This is a genomic window from Pseudooceanicola profundus (genome assembly GCF_054919315.1).
Genome location: NZ_CM142898.1, coordinates 2,876,491 through 2,892,308, shown reverse-complemented (window position 1 = coordinate 2,892,308; position 15,818 = coordinate 2,876,491). Strand labels below are relative to the sequence as shown.

Genomic DNA, 15,818 nt, shown 5'->3' with positions numbered 1-15,818 from the left:
CGCGAGGCCCCCCGCCCGCAGCCGGCGCGCGTCGCCTCAGCCCTTCACGCCGGCCAGTTCCAGCCCGTGCATCGTCACCGCGCCGGTCTCGTAGTAGAGCGCCCGCGCAGCGGTCATTTTCTCGGCATAGGCGGGCACGGGCACCAGCGGCAGGGCCGCCTCTTCCGCGCTCAGCGCTGCCTGTGCGAGGGCCTTGCCGAAGAGCGTGCCCGTCCCGATGCCGCGTCCCGAATAGCCGTAGGCGGCATAGCCGCGCACGCCGAACCGTTCGATCCGCGGCAGGTGATCCGCCGTCGAGGCGATGCGCCCGTGCCAGGCGTGCTCCAGCGGTTGCCCGGCGAGTTGCGGGAAGAGCCGGGCCAGCTTGCGCTGCGCCCAGGCCTGGTGCACGCCGCTGGCCAGATGGTCGAGCGCGCCGATGGCCCCGACGATCACCCGCCCCGCCGCATCGCGCCGAAAGGAGGACATGACCAGCGCCGTATCCCAGCAGCCCTCCAGCCCCGGCAGGACGTCCTTCAGCAGCTCCTCGGGCAGCGGCGCGGTGGCCATCTGGAAGAAGTGCATCGGCGTGAACCGGCCCGGCGTCTGGCCGTAGGCATTGGTGGCCTCGATCAGCGCGCGCGAGGTGATCCGGTGGCCGCCGGCCTCCACCACCCAGCGATCGCCGGTGGACTGGCGCCGGCCCGCGGGCAGGCCCTGCACGATGATCGCGCCCGCCGCCTGCGCCGCCCGGGCAAGGCCGCGGGCATAGGCCTTGGGCTGCACCGTGCCGGCACGCGGATCGAAGAGCGCGCCATGGACCGAGGGGCTGCCCGTCCGGGCGCGGGCCTCCTCGGCCGAGAGCAGGGTGACCGGCGCGCCGATCGCGGTCAGCTGGGCATGGCGCCGCTCGAGATCGCTCAGCCCGGCGGGGGCATGGGCGCAGTGCAGCGTCCCGTTGCGCACCGCCTCGCAGGCGATGTCGTGCCGCTCGATCAGGTCGAAGACGAGGTCGGGCCCGCCCGCGAGGATCGCGTTGAGCCGGGCGCCGGCCCGCTCGCCCATGATCTTCGCCACTTCGCCCGGCGGCAGCCAGAGCCCCGCGTTCACGAGACCCACGTTGCGGCCCGAGCCGCCGTGGCCCACTTCCTCGGCCTCCAGCACGCAGACCTTGGCCCCGCTCTGCGCCGCGTGGAGCGCGGCGGAGAGGCCGGTAAAGCCGCCCCCCACCACGAGAAGATCGACGGTCAGGTCCTCGCTGAGCGGTGCGGTCTCGACCGCGGGACCCGCTGTCGCCGACCAGAGATTGCCTTTGCTGCCTGCCGTGCCCGCCATGTCGCCGACCTTTCCTGTGCCCGTTGGGAGAGTTGGGTTGCGAGAGACTAGGCGCGCGCGCCGGGACATGCCAGAGCCGATCGTGCGCCCGGCGCGGGCGCCTGCGGTGGGCCGCGAGAGGTGAGTGAATCAACCTCATCGCGTCGCGCGGTGAACAGGCATGCAGGGGTCAGAAGGAGCTGTCGGTCTACCCAGTTCCGGGCAGCCTGCACCGGGAGATTTGGGGGCTATCAAGCCCCGTGGAGGGATATGCCCCTCCGCGCGCAGCGCAGGGAAAACGATCACGGAGAGCCCGACAGTCCCCGCGGCCTCCTCTCTCAGGCCGCGCCGGCGATGTCCGTGGTCTCTGCCGCGGCGGTCCCTGCCTGCGGCGCAGCGGGCGCGCCAAAGGGCATCTGCGCCAGCGGTCCGGTCATCCACCCCTGAAGGGCCGAAACCTCGGAGGGAGCCATGCGCAGGCCGAGCTTGCCGCGCCGCCAGAGCACGTCTTCCGCCGTGCGGGCGAACTCGTTCTGCATCAGCCAGCGGACCTCGCGTTCGCTGAGCGTCGCGCCGAAATCGCGGCCCATGTCCTGCGGGCTGGCCGCCGTCGCCATCATGTCGAAAGCCTGCATCCCGTAGCTGCGTACGAGGCGCCGCGCCCAGCTGTCGCTGAGGAAGGGGAAGCGGCGACGCAGGCGCGAGACGATGCTGTCGAGCCCGACAGGCGGCAGGTTTCCCCCGGGAAGGGCCACGCGCTGCGTCCACCCCTTGGTCTGGATTTCGAGCGAGGCGCAGATCCGGTCGACCGCCTCTTCCGCGGTGCGCCGGTGTGTCGTCAGGCGCCCCCCGTGCAGCGTCAGCAGCGGGGCGCCCGCGCCTTCTTCGAGGGCGAAGTCGGGCCGGCGCCAGCTGTCGGCCTCCTCCTCCGCCGGGATCGGGCGCAGCCCGGAGTAGCTCCAGAGCACGTCATCGCCCGTCAACTCGCGGTCGAGAAGCGCCGAAACCCGCGCGCAGAGCGCGTCGCGCTCGTCCCGGCTGCAGGCGGCGGGCACGTCGGGGCCCAGATGCTCGACCCGGCTGGAACCGATCAGCGTGTAGTCGTCCTCGAACGGCAGGATGTAGAGCAGGCTGCGGTCCGGCGCCTCGAAGATGTAGCCCCGATCGTGATCGTAGAGCCGGCGGGTCACGATGTGACTGCCGCGCATCAGGCGTTGCGCCTGTTTCGCGGGGCGGTTCAGCCCCTGCGCCAGCACCTGCCCGGCCCAGGGCCCGGCGGCGTTGATCACCGCGTTTGCGGTCACCTCGCGGAGCGTGCCGGTCATCTGGTCCTGCAGCGTGATGCGCCAGTGGTTCTTCTCGCGCCGGGCCGCGTGGACCCGGGTGCGGGTCCAGATCCGGGCGCCGCGCGCGGCGGCGTCGGCGGCGGTGACGACCGTCAGGCGGGCATCGTCCACCATTGCCTCCGAGACCTCGTACCCCAGCGGTGCGGCGTTGCGCAGGACCCGGCCCAGCGGGGCCGTCGCCGACAGGTCGACGGGCGTGGAGGCCAGACCACCTGCCATGCGGTCATATCGTTTGAATCCCATCCGGATCAGCCAGGCCGGGCGTTTCATCCCGATCCACGGCAGGAACCGCGCGACCAGCCGTGTCGCGGCGCTGTGGGTCGTCATCGGCACCTCGGGGGCCAGCGGCACCACGAGGCGCAGATGGCGCGCCAGATGCGGCGCGGCCTCCATCAGGCCGTTGCGTTCCAGCAGGGCCTCGCGGATCTCGGAAAAGCGCAGGGTTTCGAGGCGGTCCACCCCGCCCTGCAGCAGCTTGGTGGAGGCGCTGGAGCTGCCGCTGGCAAGATCATCCTTTTCCGCCAGCGCGACCGAGAGCCCCCGGCCCGCCGCGTCGCGCGCGATGGCGCAGCCGTGAATGCCGCCGCCGATAATGAAAAGTTCGAAATGCTCCGGCGCGATCTGCTCGTCGTTGCCCATAGCCCACCCATGACTGTTCCGTTGTCCCCGCCACAGGTTAGGCGGCGAGAAAGGCGTGCCAAAGGCCCGGACGGGTCAAGATTGTGGCGCAGCCGCGAGGTCCGCGAGGATCGGGCAATCGGGCCGCGTGTCGCCGTGACAGCGCCCGATCAGCTCCGAGAGCGTGGCCTTCAGGCTCTCCAGTTCGGCGATCTTGGCCTCGACCCGCGCGAGGTTCTGCTGCGCGACCGACCGCACGTCGGCGCTGGCCCGCTCCCGGTCCTCGTAGAGCGCCAGAAGGGCGCGGCAGTCGTCGATGGAAAAGCCCAGCGAGCGCGACCGCGACAGGAAGCTGAGCTTGTGCAGGTCGGTGTCCGAGAAGCGGCGATAGCCGTTCTCGCCCCGGCCCGGACGGATCAGGCCGATGTCCTCGTAATAGCGGATGGTCTTGGCCGAAAGCCCGCTGGCCTCCGCCACGTCGCCGATGTTCATGGCTGTCTCCCTGACCCACTGATCCTGATCGCTGGACCAGATATAGGCGCAGGGGCCAGAGGGTTCCAGTCTTGGGAAGGTTCGCCGCCCCGCCGCCAGGCGCGGAAATTCCTTGAGGAAGGAATTTCCCAAGAATTTTTCCGCAAAATTCTTGGCCGCCCGTGGCGGCGGCGCGGCAGGGATCAGGCCGGGAAGCCGGTTGCGGCCATGGCCGTGGCCGTGTCGAGCATCCGGTTCGAGAAGCCCCATTCGTTGTCGTACCAGCTCAGCACGCGGACCATGCCGCCCTCGGTCACCCGGGTCTGCCCGGTGGCGAAGGTGGAACTGGCGGGCTGGTGGTTGAAGTCCATCGAAACCAGCGGCTCCTCCGTCACGGCCAGCACGCCCTTCATCGCGCCATTGGCTGCGGCGAGGATGGCGGCGTTCACCTCCTCCACCGTGGCAGGCCGGGCGGGCATGAAGGTCAGGTCCACGACCGAGACATTGGGCGTCGGCACCCGGATCGCGGAGCCGTCGAGCTTGCCCTTCAGTTGCGGCAGGACGAGGCCCACGGCCTTGGCGGCCCCGGTCGAGGTCGGGATCATCGACATGGCCGCCGCCCGGGCGCGGTAAAGATCCTTGTGCAGCGTATCCAGCGTGGGCTGGTCACCGGTATAGGCGTGCACCGTGGTCATGTAGCCGGTCTCGATCCCGAAGGTCGCGTCCAGCACCTTGGCCACAGGGGCGAGGCAGTTGGTGGTGCAGGAGGCATTCGAGACGATGACGTCCTCCCCCTTCAGTTCCGCGTCGTTCACGCCGAAGACCACCGTGCGGTCCACACCGTCCCCCGGGGCCGAGATCAGGACCTTGGCCGACCCGTTCTTCAGATGCGCCGCCGCGGCCTCGCGCTTGGTGAAATGACCCGTGCATTCCAGCGCGATGTCCACGTCTTTCCACGGCAGGGCGGCGGGATCGCGCTCTGCCGTCACCCGGATCTCGTGGCCGTTCACGACAATCGCGTTGTCGCGCAGCTCGACCTCAGCCGGGAAGCGGCCGTGGACACTGTCGTATTTCAGCAGGTGGGCATTGGTCTCGATCGGGCCCAGATCGTTGATGGCCACGATCTCCACGTCCTGCCGCCCGGATTCGATCCACGCCCGCAGGACCATGCGGCCGATCCGGCCAAAGCCGTTGATCGCCAGTTTCACTGTTCCCGAAGGTGCTGTGCCGGTCATTTCTTTCCCTCCGCTGCGCGGCCCCTCCCCCGGGGCCGGCGCCTTCCCGCATCCCCATGCGGGATTCGTTAGCGCTAACGCCGTTAGGGGTAGCACATCGTGCAGACGGAAGCCAAGGGCAGTTGCCCGGGCGGCGGGCATCCGCCCCGCCCGAACAGCGGCGGACGCGGCGAAACAGCAGGGTCCGGCTTGCCCGCAGGGCCGTCGCTGCCTATCGGAGAGGGATGAAACAGCTTCCTCCGCCCCAGGCGGCCTTCCCGCATCAGCTTGCCAGCCGTCTGCGCTATGGCGACACCGACCGGCAGGGCCATATCAACAATGCCGTCTACGCCTCCCTCCTCGAGGAGGGGCGCGCCCACATGCTCTACAAGGCCCGCACCGGCGGGCTGGAGGGCGGTGTGTCCTTCGTGGTGGCCGACCTGCAGATCGGCTTCCGCCATGAACTGCTCTGGCCGGACGAGATCACCATCTGCACCGGGATCGAGGAGATCGGCACCTCCTCCGTCACCATGGCGCATGCGATCTATCGTGATGGCACCTGCTGTGCGACGGGCCGGACGATCATGGTGCAGGTTTCCGATGAGACCCGGCGGCCGCAGCCGATCACCGGCACGATCCGGGCGGAACTGGAACGCCTCGCCCTGCGCCAGCCTGCCTGAGGTGGCGGTCACCCGCGGGACCGGCACAGATGGACAGGATCAGACGCCGCATAAACGAAAAGACCCGGCCACTTGGGCCGGGTCTTCTGACTGGTAACTGAAGCCTGGGGCTCAGTGCAGCTTGGTCTCGACCTCACTGATCGCAGAGTCGATCAGCTTGTTCGCTTCGGTCGCAGTGATCTGATCGGCGATCACCTCGCGGGCCGCGGCGACGGCCACGGCAGCAGCCTGGTCACGGACCTCTTTCACGGCGCTAGCCTGGGCGGAAGCGATCTGCTCCTCGGCAGCGGCCATACGGCGCGCGATCGAGACTTGCAGGTCCTTCTTGGCCTGTTCAGCGGCGACGGTGGCCTCGTCCTTGGCGGAAGCGACGATGCGCTCTGCCTGGGCGGAGACCTCTTTCTGCTTGCGCTCGTAGGAGGCCAGCAGGGCCATGGCCTCTTCCCGCAGCTTGCGCGCTTCGTCGAGCTCGGACTTGATCCCGTCGGCGCGCTTGTCCAGCAGGCTGCCGATCGTCGAGGGAACCTTGAAGTACACAAGGACCGCAACGAAGAGGATGAAGGCCAGCAGCACCACGAAGTTCGTGTTGTGCAGCGAGAAGAACGGACCCGTGGCAGCCATTGCGGGCGACGCCAGCAGGGCAGCAGCGGTGGTGGTCAGTGCAAGTTTGCGCATGTCCTTACCCCTTCACCCGGCTGTCGACGGCACCGTCGATCTGCTCTGCCTTGGGCTCGAAGCCGAGGGCGGAGACGATGGCGGCAGCGGTGTCCTTTGCGACGATCTGAACGCTTTCCACGGCACCGGCGCGAATGTCGGCAATTGCCTTTTCGCTTTCGGCGGCCTTGGCGGCGATCTCGGCGTCGGCCTTGGCGATGGCTTCGTCCAGGTCAGCCTGGATGGAAGCCTTGGTCTCGGCGACGATCCGGTTTGCTTCGGCGCGGGCGTCTGCGAGGGCCTTGTTATAGGCGTCCTCGGCCTCGACGGCCTTTTGCTTCAGGTCCTCGGCGGCGGCGATGTCATTGGTGATCGTGCCGGCCCGTTCGGCCAGAACGGCCCCGATGCGCGGCAGCGCGATCCGGGACAGCACCAGGTAGATCACGACGAGCGTGACCAGAAGCCAGAAAATCTGGTTCGGAAAATGCGACAGGTCCAGCTGCGGCATACCCGCGGCGGATGCACCGGCGTGATCGCCCGAGACACCAATCGCGTCCGCCAGCCCCTGGCCTTCGGCAGTGTGCGTTTCTGTTGCCATGTCGTCCCCCTGGAACCTTAATTACTACGGGTGGGTCCGCTCAGGAACCCACCCGCGCGTAAGGATGGTCCTGCAGGATCAGACGGCGAACATCAGCAGCAGAGCGATGAGGAACGAGAAGATCCCCAGGGCTTCTGCGAAGGCCATGCCGATGAAGAGGGTGGCGGTCTGCGAAGCAGCGGCCGAGGGGTTGCGGAGCGCGCCCGACAGGTAGTTGCCTGCCACGTTGCCCACACCCATTGCTGCGCCGCCCATGCCGATGGCGGTCAGACCAACACCGATGTACTTGCCGAGTTCTGCGATATCGCCTTCCATGATGTCTCTCCTTACGATGGAATTGGAAGTCTTTGTTCTGACGGAAGGGTCCGCCGGTGATCGTTCTGGCAGCCAGGCTGCCTGCGCGGCGGACCGAAGCCCGCCCCGCGGTAAAGGGTCAGTGTGCCGGGTGCAGCGCGTCTTTGAGGTACACGCAGGTCAGGATCGTGAACACGTAGGCCTGAATGAAGGCCACCATGACCTCGAGGCCGTACATGGCGGTGATCGCGATGACCGAGACCGGCGAGACGGCGGCGATGGCGGCGAAGCCTGCGAAAACCTTGATCACCGCGTGGCCTGCCATCATGTTACCGGCAAGACGAATGGAGTGGCTGACGGGACGCACGAAGTACGAGATCAGCTCGATCACGGCCAGCACGGGGCGCAGCGGCAGCGGTGCCGCGGTGACCCAGAAGAGGCCGAGGAAATGGGTGCCGTGCTTCACGAAGCCGAGGACGGTCACGAAGCCGAAGACCAGCAGCGCCAGAACGGCGGTCACGGCGATGTGGCTGGTGGTGGTGAAGGACAGGGGCAGCAGGCCCAGCATGTTCGAGAACACGATGAACATGAACAGCGTCATCACGTAGGGGAAGTACTTCAGGCCGTCCTTGCCGGTCACGTCCTCGATCATCTTGTAGATGAAGCCGTAGGACAGTTCGGCCATGGACTGGCCGCGGGTCGGCACGGTGGCGCGCTTGGAAGTGGTCAGCACCAGCAGGGCCAGAACGCCCAGCACGGTGATCGCCATCCAGAGGGTCACGTTGGTGATCGTGTACCAGTGGACCGGGCCATCGCCGAACAGGGGCGTGACCATGAACTGATCCATCGGGTGGAAAACCAGAGAGCTGCCTTCGCCGTGTGCCGCTTCCGTCGCCATTGTCAGTGTCCCTCACCGTCTCGCGGGCTCTGCCCGCTCTCGTCGTTCGTTCCGGCCGTTTCGGCCGCATGCTTTCGCTCCAGCTCGCGCGCGGTGCGGATCATCGTCTGCACACCTGCGGCCATGCCGAGCATAGTGAATACGACCAGCAGGATGGGCTTGGTCCCGAAGAGGGTGTCCAGCCCGAAGCCGATCGCGAAGCCGAGCCCGAGCCCGGCCACAAGTTCCGTCACCATTCGCCAGGCGACCTGCGCCTGATTGTAATGGCTTTCCGAGGGTGCAGGAGGTTCCACCGCCTTCTTGGCGGCGGCGATCTTGGCCTCAAGCGCGGCCATACGCGCCTTGTGGTCTTGATCGCTCACTGGGGGTCCCCATCGGTTCGTTGCGACGTTGCTATGCGGTGAGGGGGCCTGAGTCAATAAGCCGTAAACGCCCAAACGCCGCAAGCTAAGCCACTGTAAAACAAAAGAAAAACCCCGCCGTTCTCGGGCGGGGTTTTCCAGTTTCGTCCAGTGGGGCCCGTTTCGCTCTGCTGGCACCATATTCAACTCATCGGTTGAATTAGGCGCTGCGGGTGCGGGCCGTCACGATCAGCTGTCGGTGGCGCCGGTCGTGGTGGTGGTGGTGTCGGAGCTGTCGTCGTCGGTCAGCAAGATGATGACGGCGGCACCTGCGGCCAGAGCGGCCATGGTCGCGGCGTCCAGACCACCCGGCAGCGGAGCGGCTGCGGTGCAGTTCGGCAGACGGATTTCAACGCGACGGTCGGCGGGGTTGGCGCCGGTGCCGGGGACTTCGCCGCCGGCGATGACCTGGTTGATGGTCGCGCCGGGCGCCACTTCCTTGATGTAGTCGGCCACGTTGGTGGCACGTTTGCCCGACAGGACGGCGTTGTACGAGCTTGCGCCGATGGCGTCGGCGTAGCCGGTCACGTCAACCGTTGCGGTGGGGGCCTGAGCCATGACCTGCTGCACGGCGGTGCGCACGTCGGTGTTCAGGGCGGACACGTCCAGCGGGAAGTACACGACTGCGCCGCAGGGGTCTTGGGCCATGGAGGCCGTGGGAAGGGCCGCGGCGACGGCGAGGGTGGCAAGAAACTTGCGAGCGCGTTGCATGGGGGAAAACTCCGTTCCAAAATAGGCGTTCAGGGGTGTGTTTTACCAATGCTAAATTACATGCCTTGTTACCGGAAAAATTGCAAGCGCAGCAATTTGGCGGACTTTTTGCCGGGGTGTGTCCCGTTTGCGCCAACCTCTAGCCCAAGTTTAACGCTTGACGGAGAAATTCGCTCAAGGCTTAACCGCCTTATGAACGCCCGTCCCTCCGACACCGCGCCCGATCTGGACGTGATCTTTGCCGCGCTTGCCGATCCCACGCGGCGCGCGATCCTGCAGATGTTGCTGGAGGACGACATGGCCGTGACCGATGTCGCCGCCCCCTTCGAGATGTCTCTGGCCGCTATTTCCAAGCACCTTTCGATCCTCACCCGGGCCGGGCTGATCAGCCAGGACAAGCGCGGCCGGGTCAAATGGTGCCAGCTCGAACCCGATGCGCTGCGCGCGGCCTCGGTCTGGATGCAGGGCTTCGGCCAGTTCGAGCCGGTGAACCTCGAGGCCTTCGAACGCTTCCTTGCCGTCGAATTGCGCGCCCCGCAGGATCCGGACGAAACCGCCTAGACGCCCCGCCGGTCGCCGCGCAGCAGCATCGCGATGGCCACGAAACTGAGCAGGATCCCGCCGACCGACAGCAGCGGTGGCGCCCCGTGGCCGAGCGCGAGCTCCCACAGAATCACCCAGGTCGGCGTCAGGTAGGTGTAGGCGAGTACCTTGGCCGCGGTCAGGCGAAGCGAGGCATACTGCATCAGCACGAAGGTGATCGCCGTGGCGAAGACCGCGGTATAGACGATTGTTATCCAGACGATGGCCGGCAGCGCCGCCCAGTCCGTCGCGCGGATGTCGCCCCAGCCGATCAGGGTGACCAGCACGGCCCCCGCCAGCAGCACCCAGAAGGAGAACACCAGCGGGCGCTCGCCCCGGTTCAGCCAGGGCACCATGGGCGTGTAGGTGGCGTGGGCCACGCAGCCCAGCAGGTAGATCGCCTCCCCCTGCCCGATCTGGAGCCGGGCCAAAGCGGACAGGTCGCCGCGAAAGATCACCCAGATCGCGCCAAGCGCCCCGATCATCAGCGCCAGCAGGACCTTTGGCCCGGCCACCTGCCGCATGATCAGCCAGCCAGTGACCACCGCCATCAGCGGCATCAGGGTGAAGACCGCCGACGCCGAGACCGGATGCGCCGTCTTCAGGCCCACGAACATCAGCACGAAGTAGAGCGAGTATATGCCCCCCAGCAGCGGGTAGCGCCACGGCGCGGCAAGCGCGCTGCGCGGCAGCCCGGTGGTGAGCAGCGCAGCGATCCCCAGCAGCGCGACCGCCAGCATGAAGCGCACCGCGTTCAGCGCCAGCGCCGAGACATGGGGCGCTGCCAGCCCGCCGAGGGAGAAGCTGCCCGCGACGAGGATCGAGAACAGCAGCATCGCCAGGTGGCCGCGCAGGGTCTCGCTCGGGGCACCCCGCACGGCGGTCGCCCTGCCCTGCCCCTGCGCCTCGGGGGGCACCGCGCTCATTCCGGTGCAGCCGCGCGCAGGTGCCTGGTCTCGTCCTTGAGGAACTTCAGGAAGGTCTGCACCTTCGTCGTCCGGTGCAGGTCCATGTGGGTCACCAGCCAGAGCGAGGTCGCCCATTCATCCGGGGCGGCGTAGACCTCGACCAGTTCCGGATGGGTGCCGCATTCGTAATCCGCAAGGAAGCCGAGCCCGACGCCCGAGAGGATCGCCTGCCGGACCGAGGTCAGATCGCCCGAGCGGAAGACCACCTGCCGGGCCGGGATGTTCTCGCTCATCCAGCGGGCGAAGGGGGCGCGGCTCTGGCTGTTGTCGGTGCCGACGAACCGGTGATTCACCAGGTCCTCCAGCCCCTCGGGCCGGCCATGCCTCTCTATATACTCGCGCGAGCCGTAGATCTTGTACTTCAGCGTCAGGAAGGGCTGCACCACGTTGTCGGGCTGCTGGGGCACGGCCCCGGCGCGGATCGCCACGTGGGCCTCGCCGTATTCCAGCCGGAACAGCCGGGTCGAGGTCAGGTAGCTGAGTTGCACATCCGGGTAGGCCTTCTGGAAATCCGCCATCACCGGCACGAGCAGCTGGCTCAGCCCGCTGAGCGTGGTGACCACCAGTTCGCCCGACACCTCGTTGCCACGGCCCTTGAGCCGCCCCGCCAGCTGGCTGAACTGGTCATCGGTGGCCTGCGCCACGCGCAGCAGGTCCTGCCCCGCCTCGGTCGCTGTATAGCCCCGGGCGTGGCGCTGGAAGAGTTTCACCCCCAGCCGCTGCTCCAGCGCGTCGATGTGGCGTATGACGGTGGCATGGTGCACACCCAGCACCTCTGCCGCGCCCGACACGGTGCCAAGCCGCGCCACCTGGTATGCCGTTCTGATCTCGTCCCAGTTGTCCATCGCGAAGCCTCTGCGCCCGGCCGCCGGCCGGACCCTGCGTCTGTGTTCCGGTTTCCCCGCCCCTGTGCGGTGAGGAACCTTTTCCGGCATCAATGCGCCATCTGTGCGGAGATGCAAGAGAAACCTCTGCAACCCTGCACATGACGCACCGCGTCGAGGGCCCGGGCGCGCCGTGCTTTTCATCCCGCCCCCTTCACGCGCGGGCGCGCGATCCCCATCTTGATGGTGTGTTCAGAGAGGAGGCCGAGATGACCAGACACATCAACCCCTGGTTCGAAGCCGCCTGCACGATGAACCCCTGGATGATCTACTGGGGTGCGATGGCCAAGGCATGGTGCCCGGCCCGCAGCCAGCAAGGTCACGAGGAGGTCAGCGAGGCCGCGGCCGAGAATGAACCCGATCTGCCCCGCGCCCACATGGGCGATGGACCGGCTCTGCCCGTTTGAGCTTGCCGGCCTGAAACAAGGAAAGCAGATCGCGCGTTCCGGACGACACCCGCGCCCCCCGCACCCGGTGGGAGGCGCACCGCCCCGAGGACCTTCTCGAAGGAACGACATCGGGCGAACACGCCGCGACGGGGCCGGACCTCGGAACAGGTTCGGACATCCCCCTTCGCGACCCCTCTCCAACGGGCCGGCTGCGGCCATGGGAGAGGTACACGGCACGACCCGGGAGGGCGCACCGCCGCAACAGGATCGCAGGAGACCGAGATGGCCCCGATCCGCGACCGGCGGGCCTCCCCCGGGGAGGCGCCAAGAAATCGCTCGAAGAAATCGCCCGGGCCTCCGGGCAGAATGTCCCTTGAAACTTGACATTTGGGCCTGCGCGGCGTAGCTCGGGCCCAAATTCCGGAAGTGAGACAACTTCCGGTCCCGGCGGCGCGTCGGGATCGCCCCCCGTCAGCGAGTGTTCGCCCACGGGGGCGCTTGTCGTTTGAGCTGTCGGTAACGATATCGCGGCTATCGTAGAATTAACGGACCTGACGGAGGGCCGCCATGTTTGAAAATCTGTCCGAACGCCTTGGTGGCGTCTTCGACCGGCTCACAAAACAGGGGTCTCTGTCGGAGGAGGACGTCAAGACCGCCCTGCGCGAAGTGCGCGTCGCCCTGCTGGAGGCCGACGTGTCGCTGCCCGTGGCGCGCAGCTTCATCAAGGCGGTGACCGACAAGGCCACCGGTGCTGCGGTGACGAAGTCGATCACCCCCGGCCAGCAGGTCGTGAAGATCGTCCATGACGAGCTGGTCGCCACGCTGACCGGCTCCGAAGACCCCGGCAAGCTGAAGATCGACAACCCGCCCGCGCCGATCCTGATGGTCGGCCTTCAGGGCTCGGGCAAGACGACCACGACCGGCAAGCTCGCCAAGCGCCTGAAGGAGCGCGAGGGCAAGCGCGTGCTGATGGCCTCGCTCGACGTGAACCGCCCGGCGGCCATGGAGCAGCTGCAGATCCTCGGCCAGCAGATCGGCGTCGACACGCTGCCGATCGTCAAGGGCGAGGACCCGGTGCAGATTGCCAAGCGCGCCAAGACGCAGGCGGCGCTCGGCGGCTATGACGTCTACATGCTCGACACCGCGGGCCGGCTGCACATCGATCAGGAACTGATCCAGCAGGCCGCCGACGTCCGCGACGTGGTGAACCCGCGCGAGACCCTGCTGGTGGTCGACGGTCTGACCGGTCAGGTTGCCGTCGAGGTGGCGCAGGAGTTCGACGAGAAGATCGGCGTCTCGGGCGTCGTGCTGACCCGGATGGACGGCGACGGGCGCGGCGGTGCCGCGCTCTCGATGCGCGCCGTCACCGGCAAGCCGATCCGCTTCGTCGGCCTCGGCGAGAAGATGGAGGCCATCGAGACCTTCGAGCCGGAACGCATCGCGGGCCGCATCCTCGGCATGGGCGACATCGTCGCCCTGGTCGAGAAGGCGCAGCAGACGCTGGAGGCCGAACAGGCCGAGCGGATGATGAAGCGCTTCCAGAAGGGTCAGTTCAACATGAACGACCTGAAGATGCAGCTTGAGCAGATGATGAAGATGGGCGGCATGGAAGGCATCATGGGGATGATGCCTGGCATGGGCAAAATGTCCAAGCAGGTGCAGGACGCCGGCTACGACGACAAGATGATCCGCCGCCAGATCGCCCTGATCCAGTCGATGACCAAGAAGGAGCGCGCCAACCCGCAGCTGCTGCAGGCCTCGCGCAAGAAGCGCATCGCCGCCGGTGCCGGGCTGGAGGTGTCCGAGCTGAACAAGCTGCTCAAGATGCAGCGCCAGATGTCCGACGTCATGAAGAAGATGGGCAAGATGGGCAAAGGCGGCATGATGAAACAGGCCATGCGCCAGATGTTCGGCAAGGGCGGCATGCCCGAGGGCATGGACCCCGGCCAGATGGATCCCAAGGCTCTCGAAGCGGCGGCCAAGCAGATGGGCGCGGCCAAGGGTCTGCCCGGCGGCCTCCCCGGTGGTCTGGGCGGCATGGGTGGCGCAGGCGGCCTGCCGGGTCTCGGCGGTCTCGGCGGCTTCGGGAAGAAGAAGTAAACCGATGCGGCGCGCCCACCCCTCCTCCATGGCCAAGAGCCCCCGTTCGCAAAGCGCGACCGGGCCGGAAGAGGTGCGCGCATGAAGCACGTGGCCCCCGTCCACCCCGAGCTCGAGACCGAGCGCCTGCGCCTCGTGGCCCCCGTCGGCCCCGGGTTCGACGCCACGGCGGCCTTCCTGATGGAAGGCGCGCCGCGTTTCGTCGGGCAGGCCACGGACGAGGCGGCGTGGTGGTCGGTGGCGACCATCGTGGGCCACTGGCACCTGCGCGGCTACGGCCACTTCGCCCTGCTCGACAAGGCCACCGGCGTGCCGCTCGGCCTCGTCGGCCCGTGGTATCCCCGCAACTGGCCCGAGCCGGAGCTGACCTGGCACCTGCTCGAAGGCTGCGAGGGGCTCGGCTATGCCACCGAGGCGGCTAGGCGCGTGCTCGACTGGGTCTTTGACGATCTCGGCTGGTCCTCCTGCATCTCGCTGGTGGGCGACGACAATGTCGCCTCCACCAACATGGCGATCCGACTGGGCGCGACCCGCGAGGGGCTGTTCAACCACCCGATGACCGGCGACATGCGCATCTGGCGTCACGCCCCGGGAGGGCTGCGCGCATGACCCGCACCGCCGACACCCTGCGCACTGCCCGGATGGTGCTGCGTCGTCCGACCCTGGACGACCTGCCCGCCTACATGGCTTTCGCCACCGGGCCCCGGATGACCTATCTGAACGGCCCGATGACCACCCGCGCCGCGACCGAGAAGTTCCTGTCCTTCGTCGGCCACTGGCAGGCGCGCGGCTTCGGGCGCTACATCATGGCCGAGCCGGGCAGCGACCGCCCCATGGGCTTCTTCGGGCCCGTCGATCACGACCCCGCCGTGGGGCCGGAGCTGACCTGGACCCTCTGGTCCGACGCCGACGCGGGCCGTGGCCTTGCGCTGGAAGCCGGGCGCGAGGTGATCCGTCACCTTGCACAGGACTGTGACTGGACCGCCGTTGCGGCCCATACCCACGAGGACAACCAGAGCTCCCGCCGGCTGGCGGAGAAGCTGGGCGGGGTGCTGGGCCACAGCGCGGCGAACCACGCCAACTGGGTACATTACGATTTCGATCTGACGGCCATCACGGCCAAGGGGGCAGCATGATCACGATACCGACGCTCACCACCGAACGACTGACCCTGCGCGCCCCCGCGCTGTCGGATTTCGATGCGCTCACCGCCTTCTACGCCTCCGACCGGTCCAAGTTCGTTGGCGGCCCGATGACCGCCGAACTGACGTGGCGCCAACTGGCGACCGAAATCGGCCACTGGCAGCTGCGCGGCTTTGGCCGCTGGATGGTGGATGAAACCACCACTGGCCGGACCATTGGCATGGTCGGCCTGTGGTGCCCCGACGGCTTCCCCGAGCCCGAGGTCGGCTGGGACCTGTTCGAGGGCTCCGAGGGCAAGGGCTATGCCACCGAGGCCGGCGCCGCCGCGCGCGCCTATGCCTATGGCGAGGTCGGCCTGACCACGCTGATCAGCCTCGTGAAGCCCGCCAACACGCCCTCCGCCCGGGTCTGCGCACGCCTTGGCGCGTGGCACGACAGCGACTTTACCCACGAACGCTGGGGCGCGCTGCAGGTCTGGCGCCACCCCGCGCCCGAGGCGCTCGCCGATGGCGGGATGGAGGCCTACGCATGAGCGTCCGCCGCGATCTCTTCCCGGTGATCGAGACCGCACAGG

19 protein-coding genes are annotated in these 15,818 nt (G+C 67.8%); 7 read left to right on the top strand and 12 right to left on the bottom strand.

The genetic code is table 11. The features are described 5' to 3' along the window. Positions 1–36: 36 nt before the first annotated feature. The 4 genes from ACX9MO_RS13315 to gap form a co-directional block, all read right to left on the bottom strand. On the bottom strand, positions 37–1,314 hold the full coding sequence (locus ACX9MO_RS13315; RefSeq protein ID WP_462212183.1) for an NAD(P)/FAD-dependent oxidoreductase: 1,278 nt from the start codon (positions 1,312–1,314) through the stop codon (positions 37–39). Positions 1,315–1,631: 317 nt separating this feature from the next. After that, positions 1,632–3,278 carry a glycerol-3-phosphate dehydrogenase gene (gene glpD, locus ACX9MO_RS13310; RefSeq protein ID WP_462212182.1) on the bottom strand — a complete coding sequence of 549 codons (1,647 nt, stop codon included), beginning with the start codon at positions 3,276–3,278 and terminating at the stop codon, positions 1,632–1,634. Positions 3,279–3,353: 75 nt separating this feature from the next. Then, the gene (cueR, locus tag ACX9MO_RS13305) at positions 3,354–3,749 is read right to left on the bottom strand and encodes a Cu(I)-responsive transcriptional regulator (RefSeq protein WP_222489174.1); all 396 of its coding nucleotides are present in this window, start codon (positions 3,747–3,749) and stop codon (positions 3,354–3,356) included. Positions 3,750–3,931: 182 nt separating this feature from the next. After that, positions 3,932–4,963 carry a type I glyceraldehyde-3-phosphate dehydrogenase gene (gap, locus tag ACX9MO_RS13300; RefSeq protein ID WP_462212181.1) on the bottom strand — a complete coding sequence of 344 codons (1,032 nt, stop codon included), beginning with the start codon at positions 4,961–4,963 and terminating at the stop codon, positions 3,932–3,934. A 224-nt stretch (positions 4,964–5,187) separates the two neighbouring features. Between gap and ACX9MO_RS13295 the strand changes: the two genes are divergently transcribed. Next, positions 5,188–5,622 (top strand): acyl-CoA thioesterase, encoded by a 435-nt coding sequence (locus ACX9MO_RS13295; RefSeq protein ID WP_462212180.1) that lies wholly within the window; start codon positions 5,188–5,190, stop codon positions 5,620–5,622. Positions 5,623–5,733: 111 nt separating this feature from the next. On the opposite strand, the gene ACX9MO_RS13290 is transcribed toward ACX9MO_RS13295, so the two are convergent. From ACX9MO_RS13290 to ACX9MO_RS13265, 6 genes are all read right to left on the bottom strand, one after another. Further along, positions 5,734–6,297: a F0F1 ATP synthase subunit B gene (locus tag ACX9MO_RS13290; protein WP_462212179.1), complete on the bottom strand. Its 564-nt coding sequence runs from the start codon at positions 6,295–6,297 to the stop codon at positions 5,734–5,736. Between the two features lie 4 nt (positions 6,298–6,301). Then, a complete protein-coding gene (locus ACX9MO_RS13285) occupies positions 6,302–6,874 on the bottom strand; it encodes a F0F1 ATP synthase subunit B' (protein WP_222489170.1) in 573 nt (190 codons plus the stop codon). A 78-nt stretch (positions 6,875–6,952) separates the two neighbouring features. Next, positions 6,953–7,189 (bottom strand): F0F1 ATP synthase subunit C, encoded by a 237-nt coding sequence (locus tag ACX9MO_RS13280; protein WP_222489169.1) that lies wholly within the window; start codon positions 7,187–7,189, stop codon positions 6,953–6,955. A gap of 118 nt (positions 7,190–7,307) precedes the next feature. Continuing rightward, a complete protein-coding gene (locus ACX9MO_RS13275) occupies positions 7,308–8,066 on the bottom strand; it encodes a F0F1 ATP synthase subunit A (protein WP_222489168.1) in 759 nt (252 codons plus the stop codon). A 2-nt stretch (positions 8,067–8,068) separates the two neighbouring features. Then, positions 8,069–8,428, bottom strand: coding sequence for an AtpZ/AtpI family protein (locus ACX9MO_RS13270; RefSeq protein ID WP_222489167.1), 360 nt, complete (start codon positions 8,426–8,428; stop codon positions 8,069–8,071). A gap of 228 nt (positions 8,429–8,656) precedes the next feature. Further along, positions 8,657–9,178 (bottom strand): OmpA family protein, encoded by a 522-nt coding sequence (locus ACX9MO_RS13265; RefSeq protein ID WP_222489166.1) that lies wholly within the window; start codon positions 9,176–9,178, stop codon positions 8,657–8,659. 192 nt (positions 9,179–9,370) lie between these two features. On the opposite strand from ACX9MO_RS13265, the gene ACX9MO_RS13260 reads away from it, so the two are divergent. Then, the gene (locus tag ACX9MO_RS13260; protein WP_462212178.1) at positions 9,371–9,739 is read left to right on the top strand and encodes an ArsR/SmtB family transcription factor; all 369 of its coding nucleotides are present in this window, start codon (positions 9,371–9,373) and stop codon (positions 9,737–9,739) included. Here the strand turns inward: ACX9MO_RS13260 and ACX9MO_RS13255 are convergent. Beyond that, a complete protein-coding gene (locus tag ACX9MO_RS13255) occupies positions 9,736–10,686 on the bottom strand; it encodes a DMT family transporter (RefSeq protein ID WP_462212177.1) in 951 nt (316 codons plus the stop codon). The two genes, ACX9MO_RS13260 and ACX9MO_RS13255, sit on opposite strands and share 4 nt — an antisense overlap. Continuing rightward, positions 10,683–11,573: a LysR family transcriptional regulator gene (locus ACX9MO_RS13250; protein ID WP_462212176.1), complete on the bottom strand. Its 891-nt coding sequence runs from the start codon at positions 11,571–11,573 to the stop codon at positions 10,683–10,685. Before ACX9MO_RS13250 ends, ACX9MO_RS13255 begins: the two co-directional genes overlap by 4 nt. A 248-nt stretch (positions 11,574–11,821) precedes the next feature. Here ACX9MO_RS13250 and ACX9MO_RS13245 point away from each other — a divergent pair, with 248 nt between their 5' ends. From ACX9MO_RS13245 to ACX9MO_RS13225, 5 genes are all read left to right on the top strand, one after another. Then, complete coding sequence (locus ACX9MO_RS13245; RefSeq protein WP_222489162.1) at positions 11,822–12,019, top strand: hypothetical protein; 198 nt, start codon at positions 11,822–11,824, stop codon at positions 12,017–12,019. Between the two features lie 549 nt (positions 12,020–12,568). Further along, entirely contained in the window at positions 12,569–14,101 is a 1,533-nt protein-coding gene (ffh, locus tag ACX9MO_RS13240; protein ID WP_462212175.1) for a signal recognition particle protein, read from the top strand. Positions 14,102–14,182: 81 nt separating this feature from the next. Continuing rightward, the gene (locus ACX9MO_RS13235; protein WP_462212174.1) at positions 14,183–14,710 is read left to right on the top strand and encodes a GNAT family N-acetyltransferase; all 528 of its coding nucleotides are present in this window, start codon (positions 14,183–14,185) and stop codon (positions 14,708–14,710) included. Continuing rightward, on the top strand, positions 14,707–15,237 hold the full coding sequence (locus ACX9MO_RS13230; protein WP_462212173.1) for a GNAT family N-acetyltransferase: 531 nt from the start codon (positions 14,707–14,709) through the stop codon (positions 15,235–15,237). The genes ACX9MO_RS13235 and ACX9MO_RS13230 overlap by 4 nt, the downstream gene beginning before the upstream one ends. Then, on the top strand, positions 15,234–15,776 hold the full coding sequence (locus tag ACX9MO_RS13225; protein WP_462212172.1) for a GNAT family N-acetyltransferase: 543 nt from the start codon (positions 15,234–15,236) through the stop codon (positions 15,774–15,776). The genes ACX9MO_RS13230 and ACX9MO_RS13225 overlap by 4 nt, the downstream gene beginning before the upstream one ends. Positions 15,777–15,818: the final 42 nt, after the last annotated feature.

Excerpts from the sequence above, each read along its gene's own strand:
- ACX9MO_RS13315 (WP_462212183.1), bottom strand. The coding sequence starts at position 1,314 with ATGGCGGGCACGGCAGGCAGCAAAGGCAATCTCTGGTCGGCGACAGCG.
- glpD (WP_462212182.1), bottom strand. The coding sequence starts at position 3,278 with ATGGGCAACGACGAGCAGATCGCGCCGGAGCATTTCGAACTTTTCATT.
- cueR (WP_222489174.1), bottom strand. The coding sequence starts at position 3,749 with ATGAACATCGGCGACGTGGCGGAGGCCAGCGGGCTTTCGGCCAAGACC.
- gap (WP_462212181.1), bottom strand. The coding sequence starts at position 4,963 with ATGACCGGCACAGCACCTTCGGGAACAGTGAAACTGGCGATCAACGGC.
- ACX9MO_RS13295 (WP_462212180.1), top strand. The coding sequence starts at position 5,188 with ATGAAACAGCTTCCTCCGCCCCAGGCGGCCTTCCCGCATCAGCTTGCC.
- ACX9MO_RS13290 (WP_462212179.1), bottom strand. The coding sequence starts at position 6,297 with ATGCGCAAACTTGCACTGACCACCACCGCTGCTGCCCTGCTGGCGTCG.
- ACX9MO_RS13285 (WP_222489170.1), bottom strand. The coding sequence starts at position 6,874 with ATGGCAACAGAAACGCACACTGCCGAAGGCCAGGGGCTGGCGGACGCG.
- ACX9MO_RS13280 (WP_222489169.1), bottom strand. The coding sequence starts at position 7,189 with ATGGAAGGCGATATCGCAGAACTCGGCAAGTACATCGGTGTTGGTCTG.
- ACX9MO_RS13275 (WP_222489168.1), bottom strand. The coding sequence starts at position 8,066 with ATGGCGACGGAAGCGGCACACGGCGAAGGCAGCTCTCTGGTTTTCCAC.
- ACX9MO_RS13265 (WP_222489166.1), bottom strand. The coding sequence starts at position 9,178 with ATGCAACGCGCTCGCAAGTTTCTTGCCACCCTCGCCGTCGCCGCGGCC.
- ACX9MO_RS13260 (WP_462212178.1), top strand. The coding sequence starts at position 9,371 with ATGAACGCCCGTCCCTCCGACACCGCGCCCGATCTGGACGTGATCTTT.
- ACX9MO_RS13255 (WP_462212177.1), bottom strand. The coding sequence starts at position 10,686 with ATGAGCGCGGTGCCCCCCGAGGCGCAGGGGCAGGGCAGGGCGACCGCC.
- ACX9MO_RS13250 (WP_462212176.1), bottom strand. The coding sequence starts at position 11,573 with ATGGACAACTGGGACGAGATCAGAACGGCATACCAGGTGGCGCGGCTT.
- ACX9MO_RS13245 (WP_222489162.1), top strand. The coding sequence starts at position 11,822 with ATGACCAGACACATCAACCCCTGGTTCGAAGCCGCCTGCACGATGAAC.
- ffh (WP_462212175.1), top strand. The coding sequence starts at position 12,569 with ATGTTTGAAAATCTGTCCGAACGCCTTGGTGGCGTCTTCGACCGGCTC.
- ACX9MO_RS13235 (WP_462212174.1), top strand. The coding sequence starts at position 14,183 with ATGAAGCACGTGGCCCCCGTCCACCCCGAGCTCGAGACCGAGCGCCTG.
- ACX9MO_RS13230 (WP_462212173.1), top strand. The coding sequence starts at position 14,707 with ATGACCCGCACCGCCGACACCCTGCGCACTGCCCGGATGGTGCTGCGT.
- ACX9MO_RS13225 (WP_462212172.1), top strand. The coding sequence starts at position 15,234 with ATGATCACGATACCGACGCTCACCACCGAACGACTGACCCTGCGCGCC.